Origin of the sequence: Methanoplanus limicola DSM 2279 (assembly GCF_000243255.1) — an archaeon.
In the GTDB taxonomy this organism is placed as follows: Archaea; Halobacteriota; Methanomicrobia; order Methanomicrobiales; family Methanomicrobiaceae; genus Methanoplanus; species Methanoplanus limicola.
Genome location: NZ_CM001436.1, coordinates 1,725,833 through 1,751,809, shown reverse-complemented (window position 1 = coordinate 1,751,809; position 25,977 = coordinate 1,725,833). Strand labels below are relative to the sequence as shown.

28 protein-coding genes are annotated in these 25,977 nt (G+C 40.0%); 24 read left to right on the top strand and 4 right to left on the bottom strand.

Annotation, left to right across the window (positions count from 1 at the left end; all coding sequences use genetic code 11):
- The first annotated feature begins 121 nt into the window (after positions 1-121).
- Genes METLIM_RS08400 through rsmA form a run of 16 tightly spaced genes read left to right on the top strand, consistent with a single transcriptional unit; the run spans position 122 to position 9,614 of the window.
- Positions 122-571 (top strand): 30S ribosomal protein S19e, encoded by a 450-nt coding sequence (locus tag METLIM_RS08400; protein ID WP_004077627.1) that lies wholly within the window; start codon positions 122-124, stop codon positions 569-571.
- A 13-nt stretch (positions 572-584) separates the two neighbouring features.
- Positions 585-923, top strand: a complete 339-nt coding sequence (locus METLIM_RS08395) for a DNA-binding protein (protein ID WP_004077626.1) — start codon at positions 585-587, stop codon at positions 921-923.
- Positions 923-1,522, top strand: a complete 600-nt coding sequence (locus METLIM_RS08390) for an alpha hydrolase (protein ID WP_004077625.1) — start codon at positions 923-925, stop codon at positions 1,520-1,522. The genes METLIM_RS08395 and METLIM_RS08390 overlap by 1 nt, the downstream gene beginning before the upstream one ends.
- A gap of 7 nt (positions 1,523-1,529) precedes the next feature.
- Entirely contained in the window at positions 1,530-1,682 is a 153-nt protein-coding gene (locus tag METLIM_RS16095) for a 50S ribosomal protein L39e (RefSeq protein ID WP_004077623.1), read from the top strand.
- A gap of 5 nt (positions 1,683-1,687) precedes the next feature.
- Positions 1,688-1,951, top strand: coding sequence for a 50S ribosomal protein L31e (locus METLIM_RS08385; RefSeq protein WP_004077621.1), 264 nt, complete (start codon positions 1,688-1,690; stop codon positions 1,949-1,951).
- A 2-nt stretch (positions 1,952-1,953) separates the two neighbouring features.
- On the top strand, positions 1,954-2,610 hold the full coding sequence (locus METLIM_RS08380) for a translation initiation factor IF-6 (RefSeq protein WP_004077619.1): 657 nt from the start codon (positions 1,954-1,956) through the stop codon (positions 2,608-2,610).
- Between the two features lie 16 nt (positions 2,611-2,626).
- Positions 2,627-2,818: a 50S ribosomal protein L18Ae gene (rpl18a, locus tag METLIM_RS08375; RefSeq protein ID WP_004077617.1), complete on the top strand. Its 192-nt coding sequence runs from the start codon at positions 2,627-2,629 to the stop codon at positions 2,816-2,818.
- On the top strand, positions 2,811-3,257 hold the full coding sequence (gene pfdA / locus METLIM_RS08370; RefSeq protein ID WP_004077614.1) for a prefoldin subunit alpha: 447 nt from the start codon (positions 2,811-2,813) through the stop codon (positions 3,255-3,257). The genes rpl18a and pfdA overlap by 8 nt, the downstream gene beginning before the upstream one ends.
- 6 nt (positions 3,258-3,263) lie before the next feature.
- A complete protein-coding gene (ftsY, locus tag METLIM_RS08365; protein ID WP_004077612.1) occupies positions 3,264-4,415 on the top strand; it encodes a signal recognition particle-docking protein FtsY in 1,152 nt (383 codons plus the stop codon).
- Between the two features lie 6 nt (positions 4,416-4,421).
- Complete coding sequence (locus METLIM_RS08360; RefSeq protein ID WP_004077610.1) at positions 4,422-5,741, top strand: signal recognition particle protein Srp54; 1,320 nt, start codon at positions 4,422-4,424, stop codon at positions 5,739-5,741.
- 4 nt (positions 5,742-5,745) lie between these two features.
- Entirely contained in the window at positions 5,746-6,312 is a 567-nt protein-coding gene (gene trmY, locus METLIM_RS08355; protein ID WP_004077608.1) for a tRNA (pseudouridine(54)-N(1))-methyltransferase TrmY, read from the top strand.
- A complete protein-coding gene (locus tag METLIM_RS08350; RefSeq protein ID WP_004077606.1) occupies positions 6,312-7,559 on the top strand; it encodes a tRNA pseudouridine(54/55) synthase Pus10 in 1,248 nt (415 codons plus the stop codon). Before trmY ends, METLIM_RS08350 begins: the two co-directional genes overlap by 1 nt.
- A 32-nt stretch (positions 7,560-7,591) precedes the next feature.
- Positions 7,592-7,885, top strand: coding sequence for a 50S ribosomal protein L21e (locus METLIM_RS08345; RefSeq protein WP_004077604.1), 294 nt, complete (start codon positions 7,592-7,594; stop codon positions 7,883-7,885).
- 24 nt (positions 7,886-7,909) lie between these two features.
- Positions 7,910-8,260, top strand: a complete 351-nt coding sequence (locus tag METLIM_RS08340; protein ID WP_004077602.1) for an RNA polymerase Rpb4 family protein — start codon at positions 7,910-7,912, stop codon at positions 8,258-8,260.
- A 23-nt stretch (positions 8,261-8,283) separates the two neighbouring features.
- Positions 8,284-8,844 carry a DUF655 domain-containing protein gene (locus METLIM_RS08335; protein ID WP_004077600.1) on the top strand — a complete coding sequence of 187 codons (561 nt, stop codon included), beginning with the start codon at positions 8,284-8,286 and terminating at the stop codon, positions 8,842-8,844.
- The gene (gene rsmA, locus METLIM_RS08330; RefSeq protein ID WP_004077599.1) at positions 8,841-9,614 is read left to right on the top strand and encodes a 16S rRNA (adenine(1518)-N(6)/adenine(1519)-N(6))-dimethyltransferase RsmA; all 774 of its coding nucleotides are present in this window, start codon (positions 8,841-8,843) and stop codon (positions 9,612-9,614) included. Before METLIM_RS08335 ends, rsmA begins: the two co-directional genes overlap by 4 nt.
- Positions 9,615-9,662: 48 nt before the next feature.
- Here rsmA and METLIM_RS08325 read toward each other — a convergent pair whose 3' ends face one another.
- Positions 9,663-11,495, bottom strand: a complete 1,833-nt coding sequence (locus METLIM_RS08325) for an ATP-binding protein (protein WP_004077596.1) — start codon at positions 11,493-11,495, stop codon at positions 9,663-9,665.
- Between the two features lie 116 nt (positions 11,496-11,611).
- Between METLIM_RS08325 and METLIM_RS08320 the strand changes: the two genes are divergently transcribed.
- Positions 11,612-12,208, top strand: coding sequence for a HemK2/MTQ2 family protein methyltransferase (locus METLIM_RS08320; RefSeq protein WP_004077595.1), 597 nt, complete (start codon positions 11,612-11,614; stop codon positions 12,206-12,208).
- A gap of 173 nt (positions 12,209-12,381) precedes the next feature.
- Entirely contained in the window at positions 12,382-12,945 is a 564-nt protein-coding gene (locus METLIM_RS08315) for a DUF308 domain-containing protein (protein WP_004077593.1), read from the top strand.
- 9 nt (positions 12,946-12,954) lie between these two features.
- On the opposite strand, the gene mutL is transcribed toward METLIM_RS08315, so the two are convergent.
- Entirely contained in the window at positions 12,955-15,072 is a 2,118-nt protein-coding gene (gene mutL, locus METLIM_RS08310; RefSeq protein ID WP_004077590.1) for a DNA mismatch repair endonuclease MutL, read from the bottom strand.
- On the bottom strand, positions 15,069-17,714 hold the full coding sequence (mutS, locus tag METLIM_RS08305) for a DNA mismatch repair protein MutS (RefSeq protein WP_048146297.1): 2,646 nt from the start codon (positions 17,712-17,714) through the stop codon (positions 15,069-15,071). Before mutS ends, mutL begins: the two co-directional genes overlap by 4 nt.
- A gap of 1,962 nt (positions 17,715-19,676) precedes the next feature.
- Between mutS and xerA the strand changes: the two genes are divergently transcribed.
- The 4 genes from xerA (at position 19,677) to glmM (ending at position 23,976) form a co-directional block, all read left to right on the top strand.
- Positions 19,677-20,585: a site-specific tyrosine recombinase/integron integrase gene (gene xerA / locus METLIM_RS08300; protein WP_048146296.1), complete on the top strand. Its 909-nt coding sequence runs from the start codon at positions 19,677-19,679 to the stop codon at positions 20,583-20,585.
- Between the two features lie 310 nt (positions 20,586-20,895).
- Positions 20,896-21,060 carry a hypothetical protein gene (locus METLIM_RS16600; protein ID WP_157202266.1) on the top strand — a complete coding sequence of 55 codons (165 nt, stop codon included), beginning with the start codon at positions 20,896-20,898 and terminating at the stop codon, positions 21,058-21,060.
- A gap of 86 nt (positions 21,061-21,146) precedes the next feature.
- A complete protein-coding gene (locus tag METLIM_RS17375; RefSeq protein WP_004077584.1) occupies positions 21,147-22,193 on the top strand; it encodes a DUF5806 family protein in 1,047 nt (348 codons plus the stop codon).
- 430 nt (positions 22,194-22,623) lie between these two features.
- Positions 22,624-23,976, top strand: a complete 1,353-nt coding sequence (gene glmM, locus METLIM_RS08290; protein WP_004077583.1) for a phosphoglucosamine mutase — start codon at positions 22,624-22,626, stop codon at positions 23,974-23,976.
- Here glmM and METLIM_RS08285 read toward each other — a convergent pair.
- Positions 23,973-24,851, bottom strand: a complete 879-nt coding sequence (locus tag METLIM_RS08285) for a DNA-3-methyladenine glycosylase family protein (protein WP_004077581.1) — start codon at positions 24,849-24,851, stop codon at positions 23,973-23,975. The two genes, glmM and METLIM_RS08285, sit on opposite strands and share 4 nt — an antisense overlap.
- Positions 24,852-24,989: 138 nt before the next feature.
- On the opposite strand from METLIM_RS08285, the gene cbiM reads away from it, so the two are divergent.
- Positions 24,990-25,628, top strand: a complete 639-nt coding sequence (gene cbiM / locus METLIM_RS08280) for a cobalt transporter CbiM (RefSeq protein WP_004077579.1) — start codon at positions 24,990-24,992, stop codon at positions 25,626-25,628.
- Positions 25,625-25,963, top strand: coding sequence for a PDGLE domain-containing protein (locus METLIM_RS08275; RefSeq protein WP_004077577.1), 339 nt, complete (start codon positions 25,625-25,627; stop codon positions 25,961-25,963). The genes cbiM and METLIM_RS08275 overlap by 4 nt, the downstream gene beginning before the upstream one ends.
- Positions 25,964-25,977 lie beyond the last annotated feature (14 nt).

Below are 25,977 nucleotides of genomic sequence, written 5' to 3'. Positions count from 1 at the left end.
CTTTTTTTAAGGATATGTGTATTTTTCTGTTCATTGCAGCGCAGTGATCCAGAAATATATAATAACATATCTGACCAATATATAGAGACTGCTAATTTTAGCATTCAAGAGTGGTTAGAAAATGACAACAGTATATGATATTCCACCGGATGTCTTAATCGAAAAGGTGGCTGGCGAGCTTAAAGCGCTCGATTCGATTGAGGCTCCGGAATGGGCAAAATTTGCGAAGACAGGAGTACACAAGGAAATGCCTCCAAAAGATTCAGATTGGTGGTATATTCGTGCAGCATCAGTTATGCGCCGCATTTATATGGACGGGCCTGTAGGAGTACAGAGACTCAGGTCAGTTTACGGAGGTAAACAGAACCGTGGATCAAAACCTTCCAGTTTCAGGAAGGGCTCAGGCTCTGTTATCAGAAAGATACTCCAGCAGCTTGAAGCAGCAGGATTTATCATAAACACTCCGGAAGGAAGAAAAGTATCCCCTGCCGGGAGATCATTTATGGACAAAGTTGCAAATGATGCAATGGCGTCAGTAACTGAATCAGTACCGGCAATGGCAAAGTACTAAGGAGGAGTAGAAGATGGGTGACGACGAACTTGCAGAACTTAGAAGGAGAAGAATGGAAGAGATGAGGCGTCAGCAGATGGAACCAGGCGCTGCTGAAGCTGAGATGGAAAGGAGAAAAGAAGCTGAAGCTCAAATCCGGACCATTCTGACACAGATCCTCGAGCCTGAAGCTCGTGAACGTTTAAATACCATCAAAATGACAAAACCGGAATTTGCAAGAGCTGTTGAGCAGCAGCTGGTAATGCTTGCTCAAAGTGGAAGAATTCAGTCAAGAATTTCTGATGCACAGTTAAAACAGCTCTTAAGTCAGCTTGTTCCACAGAAAAAAGATTTCAACATCACAAGAAGATAATGAAAGCCGGAATACTCTTTAGTGGGGGCAAGGACAGTTCACTTGCGGCATTAATGCTGTCAAGAGATTATGAAGCCGAGCTAAACACTTTTGTCTTTGATGAAAATTATGACATATCCGGTGTGAAAGCAGCGGCAAATGTTCTTGGCCTGCCACTCAGAAAGAGAGTATTTGAAGAAGGATTGCTCGATATTGTCGTGGAGATGATGGTAAAGGATGGATATCCGAATGATGCCATCAACCTTGTGCACAGGAAAGCCGTCTATTCACTTACAGATGAATATGATGTTATAGGGGATGGTACACGCCTGAATGATCGTGTACCTATGCTTAAATACTCAGAAATCCAGAGGATTGAATCTAAGTACAAAAGCGCCCTCGTGCGACCTCTGCTTGGTTTTACAAGACGTGAAGTCAATTATCTGACAGAACGTTATTTCACCGTAGCATATGGTGAAACAGGTCAGATTATGAATGGAGACTATGAAAATGAAATCAGGTCAGCATTCACTGCAAAAGGTCATAATCCAGACAAAATATTTCCAGACCACCACGAGCAGTCCCTTGTCACCGGAATGAAATCAGAAAAAAAGTGGTGAAAGATAAATGAGTAAAGTTACAAAGGCCAGAAAAATAAGATTGGCAAAAGCATGCGAACAGAATCGCCGTGTGCCTGCATGGGTTATGATTAAAACAAAGCGCAATGTGGCTACACACCCAAAAAGGCGCAGCTGGAGACGCAGCACACTTAGGGTGTGAATAATATGGCAGATATTCTTAAAGAACAGATTTATATCATACCTCTTCGTGAGGTGAAAAGGGCACCACGCTGGAAGCGCAGTCCAAGAGCAATGAAGGTAATACGCGCATACCTTACAAAGCACATGAAAAGTGAAGACATTAAAATCGATTCCAGCATTAATGAAAAAATCTGGGAACGCGGATGCGAAAAACCTCCAAGGAAAATTCGTGTTCGTGCAATGAAATTTGAGGACGGTCAGGTTCAGGCTGAACTTGCCGAAGAGTGAATATGATTGAGACGATCGACTTCGCAGGCGATGAAAATATCGGAGTATATACTCGTGTATTTGAGGATCTGGCAGTTGTTCCGCTGGATGCCCCGGAAGAGTATATTAGTGTAGTAGAAAAAAGACTTGGTGTTGAAGTTATAAACACCACAATTCAGGGAAGTTCGATCATAGGCTCACTACTTGCAGGAAACAGCAATGGATTCATCGTAAGCAGCCTTGCAACTTCCAGTGAAGTAGCAGTTCTTAAGGGGCATGGAGATGTCATGTTCCTTGGTGCTTCTATGAATGCTGCGGGGAATGTAATACTTGCAAATGATGAACTGGCCATTGTGCATCCGGGAATTACTGACAGAGTGGCAGAGAAGATTTCAGCCTTTCTTGACGTGCCCGTATTAATGTCAACAATAGGAAACATTCCTACTGTTGGAATGGCCGGGGTTGCAACCAATAAGGGTCTGCTATTAAATCCAGGTCTCACAAAACATGAAATCCGGGATATTGAAGAGATAACGGATCTTCCTGTTGGAACAGGAACTGTAAATATGGGTAATGGGCTCATAGGCACAGGCCTTATTGCCAACACTACAGGTTTTCTTGTTGGATCATCTACAAGTGGATTTGAGCTTAGCAGAATTGATGAAGTTTTCGGTTATTAAAAGGAGTTGAAAACAAATGGAAATACAGAACTTTGAGGTAAATGGCACCTATAAAAACGGTAACGACTGGCAGCCTTTTACAAAGGAGATCTCAGCTTATAATGAGTCCCTGGCTACAGAAAAGATTTACACGATTATCGGCAGCAAACACCGCTTAAAGAGAAGTTATATTAAAATTAATGGCATCAGACTGATTAACGGTGAGTAAATTGGGAGATGTTGACCCTCGTGAAGTACAGATGCTGCAGCAGTACCTGAATGAAATCAGCAAAGAGGCTGAAGCATATTCTTCACAGCTACAGATTCTTGAATCACGCAGGCTTGAATCAATTTCCGCAATTGAGACCCTGAATTCATTTTCAGAGTCTCCTGACAATACAATTCTTCTCCAGATTGGTGGAGGGGCTTCAGTCAGAGTGAAAATTGAAGAACCCGAAAAGGTACTCTTAAACATTGGATCGGATGTTTTTGTAGAGAAAAATTGTCAGGACTCCGGCGCATATCTCAAAGATCGTGTTAAGGAACTTGAAGTTCTGGAACAGAAGATCTCTGCAACAATCGGGCAGCTCAACAAGCAGGCCGGCGATATTGCCAAAAAGATAGAAGCATCATATAAACAGCTTCAGTCTGAAAACGCAGAATCCTGATCATCCATGTTTAAATCGCTTAAGGAAAAGCTCAAAGGCGTTACCAGAAAGTTTGGTTCAAATATAGATGAGGTAATTGAGAGAGAGGATGTAAATAAACCGGCAGATGAAGAGAAATCTGTTTCTCAGCCGGAAAAAACAACTCCTACTTCTGGCGATAAAAATGAATTTAAGCCAGATTCTCAGAATATTACGGTTTTAGATAATGATCGTTCGCCCTCGCCGGTATCTGAACCAAAGAATATCTCTGCTGAAAAGCAGCGTCCTGTAAAAACCGGTTTTGCCCAGAAGTTTAAGGTTTTAATCACTGAAAGAGAAATTCTTCTGTCCGAAAAGGATATACAGGAACCTCTGGAAGAACTTGAACTTATTCTTCTGGAAAACGATGTTGCATATGATGCAACAGAGGCAATTATCGAAAGTATGCGCAGGAATCTTGTCGGCCAGAAGAGAAAGATAAAAACCTCTGCAGAGGATTTTGTTCTTGAAGCCCTGAAAAATGCTCTTCTGGATGTTCTTGGTGAAGGATTTTCACTGAAGGATTATATTGATTCGCATGAAAAACCGGTAAAAATTCTTTTTACAGGAGTTAACGGAGCAGGAAAAACAACTTCTATTGCGAAGGTTGCCTATTACCTGAAAAATAACGGATATTCGGTTGTAATCGGCTCAGGGGATACATTCAGGGCAGGTGCCAATGAGCAGATGAAGACTCATGCTGAGAGAGTCGGTGTTAAGGTAATTAACCACCAGGAAGGTGCAGATCCTTCTGCTGTCCTCTTTGATGCAGTGTCATATGCAAAGGCACATGACATTGATGTTGTACTTGGCGATACGGCAGGACGATTTCACAACAAAACAAATCTGATGAAGCAGCTCGATAAGATTAAAAGAGTTATATCTCCGGATATCATTTCATATGTAGATGAAGCAGTAGCCGGGAATGATGCTGTTATCAGAGCAGAGGAATTCAATAATTCCGTAGGCACAGATGTTGTAGTTTTGACAAAAGCCGATATGGATGTAAAAGGGGGCGCTGCAATCTCAATTGCGCACACTATAGGAAAGCCTGTAATGTTTCTTGGAACCGGGCAGTCTTATAGTGATATAACTCCTTTTGAGCCGGAAAAAGTAGTAAATGATCTTTTAGGGGAATAAATAACAATGCTTGATCGTCTGGGTACAGGTCTGAAAGATGCAGTAAAGAAGCTTGCCGGAAAGACAGTTATTGACAGGGCCGCAGTGGAAGAACTTGTAAAAGATCTCCAGAGAGTGCTGTTGCAGGCGGATGTAAACGTCAAACTTGTAATGAATCTTTCAAAGGCCATAAAGAAGCGTTCACTTGAGGAAGAACCACCTAAGGGAATGAGTGTACGTGAGCACGTCCTGAGAATTGTATATCAGGAACTCGTGAACCTTATGGGCGATGAAGTTACAGTGACTCTTGGTCCGCAGATAATTCTGATGGCGGGTCTTCAGGGAAGCGGTAAGACAACCACAACCGGAAAACTTGCAAGATATTTCCAGAGAAAAGGTCTGAGGGTTGGAGTTATCTGTGCTGATGTCTTCAGGCCCGGAGCTTACGATCAGCTGAAAAATCTTTGTAATAAAGTTAATGTCCCCTGCTATGGTGAACCGGGTGTTACTGACGCAGTTAAAATTGTTGAAAATGGTATTCGTGAATTAAAAAATACAGAAGTTCTGATTATTGATACTCAGGGACGTCACGCGCTCGAGGATGATCTCATCAGTGAGATAATCGATCTCAATAATCTTACAAAAGCCACGCACAGATGGCTTGTAATAGATGCTGCGCTTGGACAGCAGGCAAAAGAGCAGGCTGCAAGATTTCATGAAGCCATAAGCATAGACGGCGTTATCATCACAAAGATGGACGGAACAGCAAAGGGAGGTGGTGCCCTTTCTGCCGTTGCAGAGACCGGCTCAGGAATTGTCTTTACCGGAAGTGGAGAGACTATTGAAGATCTTGAACGCTTTGATCCTGACAGCTTTATTTCAAGGCTTCTTGGTATGGGTGACTTAAAATCACTCATTGAAAAGGCAGAAGAGGTCATGGCAGATGAGGAATTTGATGTCAATGCCATGATGAAGGGCAAATTCACTCTGAGGGACATGTACAAACAACTTGAATCCCTTAAGAAGATGGGTCCTTTAAAACAGGTGATGTCAATGCTCCCAATGGGAGGGGCAAAAATTCCTGAAGATGTCTTTGATACCACCAGTGTCAAAATGGAGCGCTATAAGATAATTATGGACTCTATGACTAATGATGAACTTGAAAATCCTTCTGTCATAAGCGGTTCAAGAGTTCATAGAATATCTCTCGGTGCCGGTGCAACCCCTGAAGAAGTCCGGGAATTATTGAAATACTACAAAACCATGCAGCGCGCGATCAAAGGATTTCGCGGTGCCGGCGGAAAATTTAACATGCAGCGCATGATGAAGAAATTTGGCGGAATGTAATATTATGAGAAGATTTCTTATAATCGGGCATAAAGCTCCTACTGCCGGAGAATTCTCTTTAAATGATCTACCCGGCAGTGCCGGAAGGCTTGATGTGCTTTGCAGATCTGTTAATTCATGTTTTTTCCTCTCACATGAGTTTAGAAGAGATGTTGAGTGTTTTCTTCTCCTTCTTGGAGAGCCAAACCCCCCAAAGACGATAATGATCAGCGGAGAAGAAGTCAGATATTTAAATCCGGATGAGAGAAGCGCAGGTTCGCTGATAAAAAAGGCACTAAGTATCCCCTGCGGAGATAAATTTACCGAATCCACAAAGGGAATATATGTCAGGAAAGGCGGATTAAAAGAGCTTCTTGATGAATATGAGTTTGTGGTTCTTGATGAAAACGGGACTGATATCAGAGATATTACTGATATGCCTGATAATTACATATTATCAGATCACATGAACTTTACAGAGGATGAAGAGTCACTCATAAAAGATCTGCCCAAAATCTCAGCCGGACCAAAAGTTCTCCATGCAGATCACACAATAATAACGATTCTCAACGAATCAGACAGGAGAGAGTAATGTCGGAATTATCAGAGCAGATTAAGGAAATTCTTAATTACGGGCCTATATGTGATCACTGCCTCGGAAGATTTTTCGGGAAGAGAACACACGGGCTTGGTAATGATGAAAGAGGAAGGGCATTAAGGATATATTCCTGTATTGAAGAGGACATACCCTTTCGCCCCGAAGAGGAAACCTGCTGGATATGCGGAAATCTCTTTGATACCGTTGATTCCTGGGCAGAGAAAGTAAAAGAATCTCTGGAGGGCCTGGAATTTAAAACCCTTCTTTTGGGTTGTAAGATCCCTCCTATGATCTCTGAGAGCGAGGAGATGGTCTGGAGCGATTTATCTTTAAAATCACCAGAACCTGTAAAGGCAGAATTCAACCGTGAAACGGGCAAGAGAATTATTTCACAGCTTGGCTGTGAGGTCAATTTCAAAAGACCTGATGTTGTTGCAGTCTGTAATATTGCCGGAGATTCTGTAGAAGTGGAAGTAAATCCGGTTTATATCTATGGTAGATATCGTAAAAATATAAGGGGCATACCACAGACAAGATGGCACTGCCGCGAATGCAGAGGCAGTGGCTGTGAGAGATGTGGTTTCACAGGAAAGATGTATCAGGATTCTGTTGAAGAACTGATCGGAAGACCCCTTATTGAACTTTTTGAAGCAGAGGATGCAATATTACACGGTTCCGGCAGGGAAGATATTGATGCCCTTATGATTGGAACCGGAAGGCCTTTTGTAATTGAAATTGTAAAACCCCGTCTCAGAGATATCTCTTTTGAAGATATGGAGTCTGCCATAGGCGATTATGCCAAAGGAAGTGTGGAAGCTGTGTTTGATCACGTGAGCGACCGGCATGAGGTAGAAACCCTTAAATCCGGAAAAGCTCATAAAAAATACAGTATTCTGGTTGAAGTAGACGGCGATTTCTCATCGGAAGATGTTAAATCTGCTCTGAATTGTCTAAAAGGTGCGACTATAGACCAGCGCACCCCGGACAGGGTTTCACACCGCAGGGCTGATTTAGTGAGAAAACGCAAGGTCATAGATATAGAGTGCCTTGGTGTAGAGGACGGTAAATTCAGAATTGAGGTTCTCGGAGATGCCGGACTTTACATCAAAGAACTTATATCAGGTGATGAAGGCAGAACAGAGCCGAATTTATCATTAAATCTCGGTGCTGATGCCAAAGTTACCGCCCTTGATGTAATTATGGTCGAAGGCGTAGTACCTGAATCAAGGAAGTTCGACTAAACCTTATACAATTAAAATTTAGGAGTATTAAAATGGCACATCATAATGGTCAGAGAAAAAAGACACGCTATAAGTTCAAAAAAGATCTAAGACAGCGTGGATTAGGTCCTGTAACAAGACTTATTCAGGAATTTGAGAACGGACAGAAGGTACACATTGTAATTGATCCAAGTGTACAGACCGGAATGCCCCACAGGAGATTCCATGGAAGAACCGGAACAGTAACTGGCAGACAGGGACGCGCATGGGTTCTGGAAGTTAAGGATGGAAATTCACTCAAGACAGTGATTTCAAGACCACAACACCTAAGACCACAGAAACAATAATCTTTTTTTATAACAGGGATTGGCATGAAAGTAAAAGGCATTATCAATGAGGAGAAAATTACTCTTCAGGAATTACGTGAGGAATTACTGAAGGTTGAGGCAGTGCGCCTTGAGGCTGGAAAAGAGATGTCATATGAGCTTCGGAGAAGCATTGAGCATGCCAATCATCTCTCAAAAACAAGCGCAGAAAGTTCAAGAGAACTTGTTGAGAAACTTCTTGAATTTGAAAAGATGAAGCCGGAGATTGCATTCAGAATTGTCGGTGTTATGCCACAGTCAAGGGATGAATTAAGGGCAATCTATGCTAAGGAGCGCTTCAACCTCACAGGTGAAGAGCTTGATGAAATCCTGGACCTTGTTAAGGCCCACCTCTGATTTTTTTCGGAAGGAATTCTTCTATGAGATCTGATAAAAAAGAACTTTATGCTGTAGTAATTGACGTCCTCCCGATGGGACATGGTGATGTAAGACGGCCACAGTACAAAAAGGAGCCTCTTGTTCAGGCTATGGGTACTGAACAGTTCAAACTGCTTGAGCTTGTGCCAAAAGACGCTGATATCACAACGGGAGATATTGTATATATTGGTGAGAAGCAGAGAGATAAAATTGAAAGGGTAAAAAAGAGAATCAGTTATGACGATCTTACCCAGACTGCAAAACTTGAAGTTCCTTATGCAATTAAAAGTATTGTCATGAAGAAAGAATCGAGTTATGTTGATTTCTTCAACAAAGCGGTTCCGATTACATCTAAACAGCATATGCTTCATCTGCTTCCCGGAATCGGTAAAAAACTTCTGTGGGAAATTCTTGACGAGAGAGAGAAAAAACCCTTTGCAAGTTTCGCTGATATAAGTGAAAGAATCAAATCAATTCCTCATCCCGAACAGATGATTATTAAGAGAATCATTGAAGAGATGCAGGATCCGAATATTAAATATCATCTCTTTACATCAAAATGAGAGCGCCGCATGATCAGCATTTCCTTGTTGATACAGAGGCTGTGGAGAGGATATCCGGATATGCAGATGTATCCGGAAGAAATGTTCTTGAGATAGGTCCTGGTAAAGGAATACTGACAGAATCTCTACTCAGAAAAGGCGCCAGGGTAATTGCTGTCGAACTTGACGGTAAATTGGTACCCTATCTGGAGAAGCGTTTTTCAGGGGAAGTTAAATCCGGAAATCTGACCATTGTTCATGGCGATGCAATAAGGTGCGAAATTCCGGATTTTGATCTTGTCGTTGCAAACCTTCCGTATTCAGCTTCATCAAAGATAACTTTCAGACTGATAGGTATGGGCTTTGAAGAGGCCGTACTGATGTACCAGAAAGAATTTGCAATGAAAATGATGGCTCTTCCTGGCACTTCTGAATGTGGGAGATTATCTGTCATGGTTCAGACTTATGCAAAGGTCATGCCCCTGCTTGAACTGTTGCCTTCGTCCTTCTCCCCAAAGCCAAAGGTAAAATCATATGTTGTAAGACTTACATTAAAAGATGAACTTACATATCCGATAAATAACAGAGAACTATATGCCATTATAGTCAGGGAACTTTTCTCACATAGGAGAAAAACTATCAGAAAGGCTGTTAATATCTCAAAGAATAATATCGGAATAGATGAATCAGAGAGAATATTGTCCTGTGTTTCTGAAGATATACTTAAAAAAAGGCCTCAGGAACTGACCCTCAAAGAGTTTGCAGAATTATCAAATACTGCTTCAGGTTAATTTCTGATATTCATCAGATTAAAAGAAAAATTAAGTCTTTTTCCGGATTTATATATTAATTATTACTTCTCTTCCGGACAATGCATCTATATATAATGTTCTTTCCTCAAGATCCGAACCTGCTTTTATCTCAAAAAGTGGATAATAATAAAGCCTGAACTCTATTATCTCCGAGGTCGGTTCGAGGGCTTTTAATATAGTTCTGATATCTCCCTCTTTGATGTTAATATCCCATTTTTCACCGTTTAAAGTTCCGGTTCTGAAATCAAAATTCCTTTGCCGGGTGCCAAGTTTGGGAAGAGTGCTTGTTATAAGCGGAACATATACAGGTTCATCGGACTCTCCAACTGTATCTGATATTGTAACCATCTTTCTCTCTTCAAGTCTGGATAATGCAGACTTAACCGGAGACTGCTTAAGCCGGGTCATACCTTCGAGATCTGCAACTGTCTCTCCGGAAAATGACATGACGTTAAGAACCTTTATGGAGTTTTCATCAAGTCCGATGTAATCGGAAAAGCATGGCCTGAATTTAAGCCCTCCGGCAGTATCGACACATCGCCCCTTAACGCCGTCAATGACAAATGATGTATGCTGTGTAGTCTTTCTGAACCTGCCGCGTATGTATTTTACAGATACATGAAATAGTGGTATATAGATCATATTTCCGGATATGAGCCTTTCACCCGATCCAAAACCAAATCTTTTCCTGCGGAGTTTTGTTCCGGCAATCTCAAAGGCTTCATCCCTTTCAATCAGGTTTATGACTGCCTCTTCAGGGCTTTTTGTAGTTGATCTGGTGATCTTCTTTCTTGCAGCTTTTTTTTGTGCAGGTTTTGGTTTGGGTTTATCTTCTTCTTTTATCCCGGGAGTTTTAGGATTTTCCTCTTCTGTCTGAAAATCATTTTTTTCCTGTTCTTCTTCCGGATGGTCTGTCAGTAAAATTTCGGGCAGTTTAGATATGTTTTCATCTTCTTCATCATCTTCAGGTTTATCAGGCCTGGTTATTCTTCCGGCGTCTTCATAAATTGACATATCTTCTTCTTCCTCTTCCTCCTCTTCTTCAAAGTACTCGACAATTTCCCTCTCTTCAAGGAGGGGAGTTACTCCTCTGTGTTTTGTCTGGCGTTTCCCAAACTGAATTTTTGTCTTTTCATGGGCAAGGGAACCCATTACAAAGAAATCTCCGGGGTTTAAAGTTGTAAGCTCCTCAACCTCCTGTTTAGAACTGAAGAATATCCCTACTGCCTTTAGATCATTATCTATTGAGAGTTTTCCTATGATCTGATTGTTGCACTGAGATAGCACATTTTTTGTGACTATAGCCGGTCTCTGTGTAGCAACAAGAAGACCAAGTCCACGTTTTCTGCCCCTGCGTGAGATCTCCTCAATTTTTTTAATTGAATCACGGGACTGGGGAATGAATTTGTCTGCCTCTTCAACTATGAGAAGATATGGTTTCTTCTGTTCTGATGCCACATCATACAAAACATGCGCAAGCCTTGTTACCCTTGGAACCATATCAACTTCTGAAACATCAAATATTATCGGTCTGCTCTCGGAAACGGCCTTAGAGACCAGTTGTTTGATATTTATCTTCTCGATATCATAATCCAGACTGATGTCATCAACATCAGCATCAGCGCCTTCTGCGCCAATCCACAGTATATCCGGAAATTTTTCTTTTAAAGAGTAATATTCGCCCTCTGTGTCAATAAGGCAGAATCCGATCTTTGCCCTGCACATTGTTTCACATAAAACCGCAATGCTCCAGCTTTTTCCGGCTCCAGACTGTGCAATAATACAGGTTCTTCCGGTAACCAGTTCCTGTGCATCAATTGAAAAATCACGTCCCTGGGCTTTGCCAATTTTAAGCTGCATATGAAATCCTTATCGATATTTAAGACTTAATAACTATTAACTTTAACAATGTTAAATTCAGCATATATTAATTCCGTATTGGAACGCCATACTATAATCTGAAAAATTGTGATTTTATGAATGATAAGGAAATTATACCGGAATATCATGAACAGGTTTACCAGCCGGAAGCTGATACTTATCTGCTGTTAAAGGCAGTAATGGCAGAGATTAGATGTGACGACAGGGTTATCGAAATCGGAACCGGGAGCGGAAAGATCGCAGGGGAGGTATATAAAATCTCTAAAAATGTGACAGCTACTGATATAAATCCGCATGCATGCAGATCAGCAGCAGCATTAGGTCCGGAGGTTATCAGGACTGATATCGCAGCCGGGATATGCTCCGGATTTGATCTTGTCATTTTTAACCCTCCTTATCTGCCAACCGGAGAAGAGGAGAAAATTGATGACTGGCTTGAGTATGCACTTGACGGTGGAATTTCCGGCAGGGAAACTATAGAAAAGTTTGCAGAGGCGCTGCCGGGAATTATGGATAAAAACGGCAGATGCCTTCTCCTTGTATCATCACTTACCGGAGCTGAAAAGGTAAGGGATATTTTTTCCAGAAAAAAAATGCTTTCGTTTGTTATTTTAAGTGAGAAGTGTGAAGATGAGACTCTCTATATTCTGAGAATAGTGCATGATATCTGTTGTGATCACTTATATAGCTGAATTGAAAGTATAAATTATTTTGGTATAATAATGGTATATCCGGTGGGCTAATCTGGATATTATTGTCGCAATAACTGTGATCCTGTCCACAATAGCAAATTAAACAGAAATGGTTTACAAAAATAACAAAACAATAAATAATTATGAGTAATAATTAGTGCTGGAGTATTAAAATGGATGAAGTAGAAATTATTGAAGCAGATTTTACACCTCTTGCGTGGTGGATTTTTCTGCTTCAGGGACTTATTGGAATCATATTCGGTGCAGCAGCGATTCTGTGGGCACCTTTAATTGTCGATCTCATTGCATTCTTTATTGGTGCATTGATTATTATTTACAGTATTTCAACTATTATAAAAGGTTTAGCCGGGCAGGATAAGGGCACTTCAAGAATACTCCTGATAATTCTTGGAATTATTGGAATTATTATTGGTCTTCTTGCAATTATGAACCTTGCAGTCCTCTGGGTAACCATAGCAGTTCTTATTGCTCTGTGGGCATTTATTACCGGATTTGGAGATCTCTGGATTGGATTTACTGCTGAGCGTGAAAATGGGTGGTACAGGGCATTGCTTGTAATTTCAGGAATTATTGCATTGATGCTCGGAATTATGATGATGGTATTCCCGATGGCCGGCACAGCAGTTATTGTTCAGGTGCTTGGTATATTTGCCGTAGCGATGGGTATTGTAAGTCTTATTACCGGATTTATTATTCAGGCAAAAATTAAGGGATAATACCCTTTTTTAGGTCCTCAGAAACATTTTTGAAAGTTTTTTTGATGATATTGTAATTATTGCCGGCCGGCCGTGTGGGCAGGTATATGGATTTTCAGTTGCAGATAACTGTTTTACAAGTTTCTTCATCTGTTCGAAGGAAAGTTCAGTTCCGGCTTTAATTGCGGCCTTACACGATACTGTTGAGGCAATCTTTTCTTTTCTCTCTTCAAAGGTACTTGTGCCATCATCCATTATATCGGAGATTATATCTTTTATAATTTCAGTCCCGATTCTCTTGCCAAGGACGAGAGGTACCGACCGTATTGCAAAACTATCTCTGCCGAACTCTTCAATCTTAAATCCTTCTTCTTCAAGTTCTTTCAGTCCGGATATTAATATCATGGATTCTGATGCTCTCAGGTTTAGTATAACAGGAACTAATAGTTCCTGTGAATTCTTTCCGGACATTTTATTGGCCTGGATCTGATCGTAGATTATTCTTTCATGTGCAGCATGCTGGTCAATAAGTACAAGTTCTTCACCTTCACTACCTGACATGAATGCAACAATATATGAAGAATTGAACTGGCCGGCAATTTTCATATCCGGAAATCTGGACTCCCCATTATATTTATATGAGAAATTTTCTGTGAGTCTGAGTTGTCTGTCTGTTGCAGAAAATTTAGGATGGTAGCGCTGATCTTTATCTGGACTGGTATCAATAAATCCTGCAAAGGGTGATTTTTTCTGACCGGGATCTCTGCTTATAATCTTCCCATATGCTTCACTGACTGCTGAGGATCTTTGTTCTTCTGTTGTGCAGGAAGAAAAAATACCTGAATCTCTGCTTTTTACAACAGATGAATCTCTGACATACACAGGTTCCTGCTCTTTTTTGAGATATGATGAGAAGAGATCCGGTTTTTGGCTTCTCACACCGGATGTTTCTTTTTCCTGTGCGGAATTCAGTTCTTCTTTCATACCGGAAGGAAAATATCCGTATTTGTCAAAGTCCTGATCTGAAGGTTTACCGGATTCTGAGTTGTTGTGTTTCTTTTCGTTATCTTTTGTTCCGTATGATGTTCTGTTTTCAAAAGAGAAAACGGAAGGATTTTTTTTATAAATCAGAGACTCCCCTTTAAGTGCTTCAGATACTGACTCTCTTAATGCACTTCTGATCTCTGTCTCTCTTGAAAACCTGACTTCTCTCTTTGTCGGGTGGACATTTACGTCAACTATATTTCTGTCAATTATGAGATTAAGGTAAGCAACCGGGTACCTGTTCTTAGGCAGAAGTGTTCCGTATCCCTCTTTAATGGCCCTTGAAAGCGGGACAGAAGAGATCGGACGGTTGTTTACCGATATATGTACTGACTGCTGTGTTGAAGAATTTACAGAAGGTTTTGCACAAAAACCATCCACCTTCATAAATGGGAATGTTTTTTTAATCTCTATAAGATCATTAACTGATTCACTGCCATAGATGTGCCCGATCTTCTCCTTAAAATCACCTGATGTGCCGGAGAACAACTTGTCTTTGCCGTTATGTGTCAGAAGTACTGATACAGAAGGGTTTGCCAGAGCTATCTGCTCTGTTGATTTTAATATATGGGAGAATTCAGTCTGTCTTGATTTAAGAAATTTTTTCCTTGCGGGTGTGTTGAAGAAGAGATTCTCTACAAGAACTGAGGTTCCGGACGGTGCACCGGTCTCACTGACTTCTCTATCTTTTCCACCTTCAATTACAATTTTTGTGCCCTGAATGGAGTCTCTGGTGTTTTCTTTCGTTATTAGTGTAAACCTGGATACTGAGGCTATACTTGCAAGTGCCTCACCACGAAAACCCATTGTTCCGATTGTTATCAGATCGCCTGCGGATGATAATTTACTTGTTGCATGTCTTCTGACAGAGAGTACAGCTGAATCCCGATCCATGCCGCATCCGTCATCAGAGACTCTTATTCTGAATATTTCATGTGAGTCTGATCCAATGTCAATTTTTATATTTTTTGCACCGGAGTCTATTGAATTCTCCACAAGTTCCTTAACAACAGATGCAGGTCTTTCAACAACCTCTCCGGCTGCAATTTTGTTTATTGTGTCATCATCAAGGAGATGAATTTTACCAGGTATATCAGTATTCAATTTATATCATCTCCGGTTTCTTCTTTCAGGGCATATATCAGTGTAAGCGCCTCTCTTGGAGTTAGTGAGTCTGTATCTATCTCTCTTATTCTCTTTGCAAGTCTGTTATCGTTTCCGTAATCATGGACCGACGGGCAGTTACCCTGGTCAATAAGAAGCATCTGAGTATATCTGGGCTGTACTCTTCCTGGTATTGAATATTCTCTCTCCTGTTCCGACTTCAGAATTTCAGATGCTCTCTCAAGTACTCTATTTGGTATTCCTGCCAGTTTTACAACATGGATACCATAACTACGATCTGTCGCACCCGGAATAATTTTTCTTAAGAATACAACATCTCTGCCGGTCTCGTTTACGGCGAAATGATAATTTTTTACTCTTTTAAGTTCTCCTTCCATTCCGACCATTTCATGGAAATGGGTTGCGAAGAGTGTTCTCGGTCCGCTCTTTGACCTGCTGTGCAGGTATTCAAGAACTGCTTTTGCAATGGAGTATCCGTCAAGTGTGCTTGTTCCTCTGCCTATCTCATCAAGAATAACAAGGCTTTTGTCTGTTATATTATTCAGAATATTGGCAAGTTCAAGCATCTCAACCATAAATGTGCTCTGGCCGCTTGAAAGGTCGTCAAATGCACCAACGCGGGTAAATATCCGGTCAACAATTCCTATAACGGCACCGGCCGCGGGAACAAAGCATCCTGCCTGTGCCATAACTGTTATCAGGGCAACCTGGCGCATATAAGTTGATTTTCCAGCCATATTTGCTCCGGTGATTATTAGTATCTGGTCACCATCACTTTCAAGCCCGGAATCATTTGGCACAAAGCTGCTGTCCATATTTCTTTCAACAACAGGATGACGTCCGTCTGATATTATGAGCCTTCCGGAGTTTTCAATAACTGGTCGTTTATAGTTATACAGATCAGATACATTGCCAAATGCTGCATATACGTCAAGAAGCCCTATATGTCCGGATGTTTTCTGTATTGCAGGGACGGCTTTTGTAAGTGATAATATTAAGTTATTAAATAATTCAAGTTCGAGAGCAAGCAATTTCTCTTCGGCGTTTGATATTAGTGATTCTTTCTCCTGTAAAACCGGAAGGGTATATCTCTCACCGTTTGACATCGTCTGTTTTCGTAAGTATTCAGGAGGTACAAGTCCGATATTTGACTTTGTAACTTCAATATAATACCCAAATACTTTGTTATATCCTACTTTTAAGGATTTAATTCCGGTTCTCTCTCTTTCACTCTGCTGAAATTCTGCAATCCAGTTTTTTCCGGAATATGCAGTCTCTCTTAACTCATCGAGTTCACTGTTGTAACTGTCTCTGATTACGCCGCCTGTTCTTGCAAGTACTGGCGGTTCATCATTAATTGCAGATTCAATAAGTTCTGTTACCTCAGTGAGTGCCTCTGCACCGGAAACCGACTCGCTGATTAATGCAGGAAGTTTTTCAGATGGCGGGTTTATGAGGAATTTTATCTCCGGGATTTTAATTAGTGCATTTTTGAGTGTGATGAGATCACGCGGCCCTGCATTTCCGTATGATATTCTTCCGGCAATTCTTTCTATGTCAGGAAATTTATGCAGAAGTCCGCGTAGTTGGTATCTTACAGCGGAGTTTGTCAGGAAATATTCAACTGCGTCATGTCTCCTCTCAATCTCTTCTTTGTCTATTAATGGTGATGTCAGGAATTTTTTCAGTATTCTTGTTCCCATTGATGTTTTTGTATCGTTTAATACTCCAAAGAGTGATGTATCTTTCCCGCGGTTTCTTATGTTTTCCAGAATTTCAAGGTTTCTAAGCGTAATTGCGTCAAGAACCATGTTGTTCTCCGGAATTCTGACAGATAATTTTCTTATATGCCCCAGATCTTTCTTCTGGGTATAGCAGGCATATGAGAGGCAGGCACCGGCAGAGCAAACTGCAAGGTCCATGCCCATGCATCCGAATCCTTCAAGCGAGGAGATGCTAAAGTAATCCTGAAGAAAATCCTTTGCGGTTTCGTAGTCAAATGCTCTCGTGTTGTATGGAGTGACAAGAATATTTTTATCCTCCAGTTGTCTTACTGCCGATTCAGGAACTTTATTGGATATTATGCACTCGGACGGACTGTAACGCACAATTTCTGAGTTCAGTGATGTATAGCCGTTTTTGTCCCTGCATTCAGATATGAAGAATTCTCCGGTTGAGACATCAAGAAAGGCCATTCCAAACTCATTCTTTTTGGAGTTATAGTCCAGTGACATCAGGTAGCATGAACCTGAAGTCCCAATCATTGAGGAATCAATTACAGTTCCCGGAGTGATTACTCTGACAACATCTCTTTTGACCAGGCCTTTTGCTTTTTTTGGGTCCTCAATCTGGTCGCAGACGGCAACCCGGTAGCCCTTCTGAACCATTCTTGAGATGTATGTCTCTCCTGCGTGGATCGGAACTCCGGCAAGAGCCATCTTTTCTCCGTCTTTATCTCTGCCGCGGGAGGTCAGAGTTATATCCAGTTCATGGGCAACAACCTCGGCATCTTCTCCAAAAGTTTCATAGAAGTCTCCCATCTGGAAAAAGAGGATTGTTCCGGGATATTTCTCCTTTAAGTCATAAAACTGCTTCATTGCAGGTGTTGGTCCCTTACTCATCCTACCATAAAGATCTTTTTTATAGACTAATGAGTGTTTTGAGGGTGACATATTCGGGGGGGTACAAAGGAGGCCAATAAACCGTATTTTGCTATCAGGATTTGAAAGTGTGCAGGTTATGCAATATTTCTTTAGATTAAGTGTCCGGAGATATGATTTCTCTGGCGGATGGTTAGCATATAGCATCATATGGTTTATGATTCATGTGAGGCTTAAGTGCTGTTAATTCAGATGCAATATTTCATTGAGTATCCAGCATTATTTCCGAAAACATAAGGATATGTTCTCTCATAGAGGTGCCTTAATAATAGTCTGATGCAGGCGTAATTTTGTGGTGCAAATTATCTTAGGTATATGTCGGGATTCTGAATTATTTTTGTCAGATTTTGATTTGGGTTGAAAAGAATACTTTTTTTTAATCTGCCTGGAAATATGATTTTTATTTTGTTTTTAAAGCAGAACCTGTAGCTGAGCATCTGCATGGCTTTAAAGATATTGTGGTGGTATATGTCCTTAAATTTGCAGATAAATCTGATTTTAGCGGATAAATATTTGAGTTACATAATGTTACCTGATTTGTTCGTCAGATCATTGCTGTCTGTTTGAACATCAATAAATCCTGAATCCGGCAACCGGGATTTTGGATTGAAACATAATGGGGGCTGGAGAAAGGAGATCTATAGCTGAACATCCGTATGGCTGCAACAGTATTGTGGTGGTATATGTCCTTAAATTTGAAGATAAATCTGATTTTAGCGGATAAATATTTGAGTTACATAGTGTTACCTGATTTGTTCGTCAGATCATTGCTGTCTGTTTGAACATCAATAAATCCTGGATCCGGCAACCGGGATTTTGGATTGAAACATAATGGGGGCTGGAGAAGGGAGATCTGTAGCTGAGCATCTGCATGGCTTTAAAGATATTGTGGTGGTATATGTCCTTAAATTTGAAGATAAATCTGATTTTAGCGGATAAATATTTGAGTTACATAATGCTACCTGATTTGTTCGTCAGATCATTGCTGTCTGTTTGAACATCAATAAATCCTGGATCCGGCAACCGGGATTTTGGATTGAAACATAATGGGGGCTGGAGAAGGGAGATCTGTAGCTGAGCATCTGGATGGCTTTAAAGATATTGTGGTGGTATATGTCCTTAAATTTGAAGATAAATCTGATTTTAGCGGATAAATATTTGAGTTACATAATGTTACCTGATTTGTTCGTCAGATCATTGCTGTCTGTTTGAACATCAATAAATCCTGGATCCGGCAACCGGGATTTTGGATTGAAACATAATGGGGGCTGGAGAAGGGAGATCTGTAGCTGAGCATCTGGATGGCTTTAAAGATATTGTGGTGGTATATGTCCTTAAATTTGAAGATAAATCTGATTTTTAGCGGATAAATATTTGAGTTACATAGTGTTACCTGATTTGTTCGTCAGATCATTGCTGTCTGTTTTGATCTTTTAATTTGCAGTTCCTGAAGTGGAAAATATCCGGAGAATACATCAATAATATTTTGCAGCAAAGAAAAAAATTACTTGATAATTATTTCAATCAAATGAAAAATTTAGAATTTAGAAAATGTTCTCCAAATAAACATTCACATATATCCATTGTGTTGGACTTTTGGATTAATATCCATCCCAAACATCCTATTTGGGATTGATGGCAATATATGGGGCTTAATTTTGATTTCACAGATTATTACTAAAAAGAACCCAAATAAGTATCAAAAAAACAGTATTACTGAAAAATCAGCTGAGATTAATTCAGTAATTCAATCAGAGCCAGTACACAGATAAATCATCCTTTTATCAGAATTCTTCCGGCAACATATCGCCATCCAACCGATAATTATTACCGAAAATATCCCCCATATATGATTCGAAGTTTTTGCGCAGAATAGGTATTCTACGAAATCCTTATTATATTGGAGATTTAACTAAATAAATGATGAAAGGAGATTATTTTTCAGATTGGCTAAAACGCTTCTCACACCACCTCAGAATGCGAAATTACTCATATAGAACAATAAAAAGTTATGAAGGTTCTGTAAAAAAATTTGGATATTACCTCTGGATAAGAAGAAATGAAGGTGAAGATAAACTTCATATGTACTGGTCTGACTTTAGTAAAGCCAGACTTGATACTGAAGTGGATACAACTCCAGTAATGATAAACGATTTTCTGGCTTACATTATGGCATTGAGAGAATACAAACCGGCTACCCTTCACAGAATAATCTCCTCTTTAAGTTCATTTTACAGGTATTGCTTTAAACAGGGAATCATTGAGGCAAACCCAATGACCGGAGTTGACAGGCCCAAAATAAAAGAGCAGGAACTGAAATATCTGAAGCATAATCAGGTAGTCAGGCTTCTCGATACTATTCAGGATGAAAGGGACAGGCTGATAATCAGAACAATATATTCAACCGGAGTCCGTGTATCTGAACTATGTTCCATAGATATTGATGACATTGATTTTGAAGATCATACTATTAAAGTAAAAGGTAAAGGGGGAAAAATACGAACAGTTTTTGTAGATGATGAGACACTTGAGCAGATAGACAGATTTACAGCCGGAAAGATCTCCGGGCCTGTATTTGTCGGGCAGATGGGAAAGCATATCTCGCCAAGAACTGTGCAGTATATCTTCAATAAATATGCTCCTGCGGGAATAACTCCTCATAAGATCAGGCACAGCTACGCAAGTGAATTATATAGGAGATCTAAAAATCTGAGGGTTGTGCAGGAGAACCTGGGACATTCATCGATAAAAACAACTGAAGTTTATCTGCATACTGATGTTGATGAAAGAAGGGATGTGTACAGGAAATATTTCCCTCTCTCGGACAAATAATGTTTTAATTTGCCTAAACAGGACAATCCAGTACATATTCTTATGTTTTATCCGGATGTCTATTTGGTTTTTTAATTTTTTATATGTGCCGGGTAATTTCGTGATTAATCAGTATCCTAAATATTTATAGAATAATTAAGGTTTTGTGCAAAATTTGTTTCTTTATTGTAGGTCTCTTTAAAATGGTAGGATTTCCATATAATGGAATTAATTGCGGCAATATTAAATATAGTTGTTGTGAATAATATTGTTCACAAATCTGATAAACCATATGTTGCTATATCCGGAGAATCTGTTCATTTATCCTGATGTGACATATAATATCATGAAGAAAGGGGCTAAAAAAATGGTTTATGCTATACCGGAAGAGGCAGTGGTTTTAATTTATTGTATGGATATTCACGGCAAAAACCGGCAGAATTCAGGTGAAGAATTAAATCAAAATTTTGCCAATAAAAAATTTTTCCTTGCTTAGTAAATTAAATTATGGTAAATGGCTGACTGAGAGAAAAGAATGCTGATTAATTTTGATATAATATTGCCAAGGAAGAGAATAATAAAATGATAAATACTGATGAAAATATGAATCCTAAAGATGCACAGAATGATAAACCGGATAATGATATAGATCCTGTCATCAATCCGGAGGAAAATGAAAGCAATGCTGATGTCACATCCGGAGAAAGGGCAGACTATAATGAATCCCTAATGCCGGAAGAACTGTCAGGTCTTAAAGGCAAAGAAAATAATGATGAGGCAGAATATACGGGGGTGCCGGAAGAATATGATATTTCTGAAAGAGAAATATCCAAAACAGATGAGGTTTCAGATACTATTGACAAACCGGAAGAATATGATTCATCGGAAGATATGGGTATAATAGAGGAGCTGCCTTTACCGGATAGTTTGGAAGAATCAAATCAAGGAAATGCTGATGGTCAGTCAGAATCTGAATATGACATAAAGGAGGATTTTGGGGCCGCAGATAAACTTACTCCTGAGGAAAAAGATAGAATAAACAAATATAAAAAATTCAAGAAGGTTGATGGCTCAACATACCGAAGGGTAAACCAGTTTTTAAGAAAGCATACATATATTACTGCGAGAGAGTGGGCAATAGCCCGTTTATGTGCAGATTTCTCAACAAGAGGTGGGGCCGAGATGACATTTATCGGTGAAAATCTGCCTGAACTCATTCCTTTCATGACAGATACATACTCGCCCCAGGCTGTAAATCAGGCGAGAAGCTCATTTAAAAAGAAGGTAAAGAAATCCGGAGCTACATTTTTTTACGGTGCATTGTGTGGTTTTTTTACCGCTGATGAACTTGATGATATATTATTTGAATCAAGTGAGGTTGCAAGATTTCTTCTTGAAATTGAAGGCACCTCAGTAGATCTTGACGATGAAATTGATATTGAGGATAAAATTACGGATGTAATGAGGAGTGTTGCAGAAGCATCATCGATGATAAGGGCGCCAAAAACAGTCAGTGATGAACCGGAAGATAATTTTGAGTATGAGGATATTCCGGAAGAGAAGATTCATGAGGAGTGTTATTCGGAAATTGAGGGAATAGCAGAAGATTCAGACATTAAAGATGAATAAATTTGTTTTCAGATAATTAAGACTAATAGCGGGCCCGGATATTCTGAACTAATATTCCTCCGGCATTTACCGTGCAGGATATATAGCTGCGGACAGTTGCTTCACTCCGGATATAATCCGGTCATCTCCTTTTCAAAACTACATACTCCTAAATACTGATTCTCCATGAGATTTCAGGAATATTTCATGATTTCAGGTTATCATTGCAGTTCTACCGTCGGTTATAAACTGCCGGATGCTATACATTATCAAATGAAAAATTTGCATTTAAATTATCTGAAGGTTTATCCATTATCTGGTGTGGACAGAATGTCTGGACATAAGTAATTTCCCAAAAAATTGCCGGTCGGGATATCTGTACATAATCTTAATGTAAAAGCTATAGCTTTTAAAAATCCAATATTAAAGCAGAGTTAATAAGAGGCAATATATGACAGAATTAAAAAAGAAGCAGCTTTTTGGTACAAATGGTGTAAGAGGAATTGTCGGGGAGGCCATGAACCCTGAGCTTGCGATGAATATAGGTCTTTCACTCAGCAAAATGAGAAAGGGAACACTTGCTGTAGGGATGGACACAAGAACTTCCGGGCCGGCACTAATAAATGCACTTAAAGCCGGAATTCTCTCCGGTGGTTGCAATGTGGTTGATCTGGGCGTACTTCCTACACCTGCACTTCAGTATCTTGTCAGAAAATATTTTGATGGTGGAGCTGTTGTAACTGCCTCACATAATCCTCCGGAATACAACGGTATAAAATTAATTGATACCGATGGAACGGAGATGGATGATGACAATACAATAGCACTTGAAGAGATACTGTTTTCAGGAGACTTTGATGTAAAAGACTGGAGAGAGACTGGTGAGGAGAGGCACTCGCCGGAGATGTTAACAGAATACATAGATGCAATTGCCGGTTATTTTCCAGAGACAGGTAAAGAACTAATAGTGGCGGTTGATCCAGGATCTGGCCCGGCATGCAGGACAACACCTCAGATCCTCTCAAAGATGGGATGCAGGGTTCATACAATTAACGGGAAAACGGATGGTACATTTCCCGGAAGACTTCCTGAACCATCTCCGGAAGGCCTGAGGGGACTGTCTGAACTTACTGTCGCAACCGGAGCATCATTTGGAGTAGCACATGACGGAGATGCAGACCGGGCAGTATTCGTTGATGACAAGGGTGAATATGTAGAAGAAAATGAGGAATTTGCATTAATGCAGAGATTAATCTGTAAAGAAAAAGGGCCGGGAGTGGTTGTTACTCCGGTGAGCACATCAAAGATTGCAGAAGAAATTGCCTCTGAAGAAGACTGCCGGGTGGTTTATACAAAAGTAGGCAGCATTTATGTTGCAAGAAAGATGCTTGAACTGACACAGTCTGGCGAAAATGTTCTCTTCGGAGGGGAAGGCAACGGCGGGCTAATCTTTCCGGGACACCAGCACTGTCGTGACGGTGGCATGACTGCCGCAGCTATGACATATCTGATATCATCTTCCGGGAAGAAACTTTCAGAGTTAAGATCTGAACTACCTCCGAGACATATGAAGCGTGGGAAAGTTTATACTGAAGATCCAAATGCAGTAATTAATAATATTCAGGTGGCATTTAAAAATGATAATCTGGATCTGACAGATGGTATCAGAGTAAACAGGGATAACTCATGGGCACTTCTAAGACCCTCAGGAACAGAACCATTTATGAGATTATTTGTTGAAGCAAAAACAGAAGAGGAATCTGATAAATTTTACGATGAAATTATCAATGCAGCTGAAAATTAAGGTTTGACATAATCCTTAATAAATTCATTATTTATATTAAACAGGTACTCCATAGCATAACCGGCATAACTGCCAAATTTTTTACCTGCTACATCTCTGATAGTGCTGTTTATGGCGCTGCTTCCTGTTTTACTGAAATGATAATCTTTCATATAATTTTTAATGAAAAAATCTCTTATGTGGGTATCCACCGGAAAAATATCATAACGCTTTAGTGAAAGTAAAAGAACCCATTCTGCAACGCTTCTTTTAACTCCTTTAAATTCTGAAAGATATGCAACTGCCTCTTCATAATTCATAGCAGAGACTTTATCTGCCCAGTTTTTATCCTCAATGATTTTTTCGGCTGTGTTAAATATATTTGTGGCATAATAGCCAATATTACAGGTTTTTAAGATCCTTAACCCAGATTCAGATATTATCTCCGGTCTTGGAACTGAGTAATATTTCCTGCCTTCGAAAGTTATTTCTTTCCCAATACCTTTTGCAATTCTGGTTATTCTGTCATCGTCACCCCTTGTCCGTATTTTATTGACAGTCATCTGGAATAAGAGGCATTCCCAGGGATCCTGGTTAATAATTCTTAAACCTCTCAGTTTTTCAAAGGAATTTTTTAGTAAATAATCACCCCTGAACTTTTTATAAAATTCATTCAGATCATAATCCAGGCAGAAATAATTAAAGATAAATTTCTCATTACAACCGATATATTCAATAATATTCTGTTTCTGTCTGATTTTAATTACATTTTCAGTAACAACTCCTGTCCACCATCCATCAGAATATTCCCACCTCGGCGCCTGCCCGCAGGATAATGTAATATCCAGATTAAATGGTGTTTCAGAATTGAGATTAATTGTACAGATATCAGTCATTTATACTACATTATTAGTTTACAGTCATAATTATAATATTATATCCTCTGAGTTAAGTCATCATAATGGTTATTTCAAAAATAGTTGAAAATAGTAACACATATATGTACTAATGTAATACTATGGTTGTGAAGTATAATGCATATACCTGACGCATTTATACCTCTGCCACAGGCAGCGGTTTACTGGTTAATTGCCCTGATTTTTATTGCACTAGCATTAAAGTGGGCCAGAAATGAACTGAGTGAAGAAAAAATTCCATTAATTGCTGTTCTTGCAGCCGGCATCTTTGCCATTCAGGCATTTAACCTGCCAGTGGGTATGGGTACATCCGGTCATCTTGTTGGAGGTGCACTCGCAGCTATTGTTCTGGGTTCTCCATATGCCGCAGTATTCATCCTGACAATTGTTCTTATTATTCAGGGTGTAATCTTTGGAGACGGAGGAATTACCACAATGGGTGCCAATATTATTAACATGGGGGTAATTGGTGGATTTGTTGGATTTTATTCATACAAAGGATTAAAATCAGCTACAAAAAATATGTACCTCTCAGCAGCAGTTGGTGCATGGCTCGCATGCTTTATATCATCCATTGCCTGTGCAGTAATGATGGCAATAGCAGGAACATTTCCGCTTGTTCCGGGAATTATTGCAATGGGCACATATCATGCGCTTATAGGGATTATTGAAGGAATTATCACTGCCGGAGCAATATATCTGATAGTAACTTCAAGATCTGATCTGATGGAATCAGAACCCGGGGTGCCAGCATGATGAACAACAATAAATTTCTGGCTGCGGGGCTGATAATTGCAATATTAATAGGTGTTGTTGCAGTATTTATGGCCTCAGGGGACCCGGATGGTCTTGAAAGTACAGCACTTGTAGTTCAGGGTGAAAAAACTCTGACAGGCCCTTCACCGGAAGAAGGTGATGCAGAAGCTATAGGTTTAGGCACATTTTCGTATGACGCACCACTTCCGGATTATTCAGTCGTTGGCGCTGAGAAACCTGGAGAATTATTCGCTGTAATTATAGGAATAGTTTTTACCCTGCTTATTGTCGGAGGCGCATCGTACATCATAACATCAAAAGGCTCAAAGCCTTAAAAAGCCCATTTTTT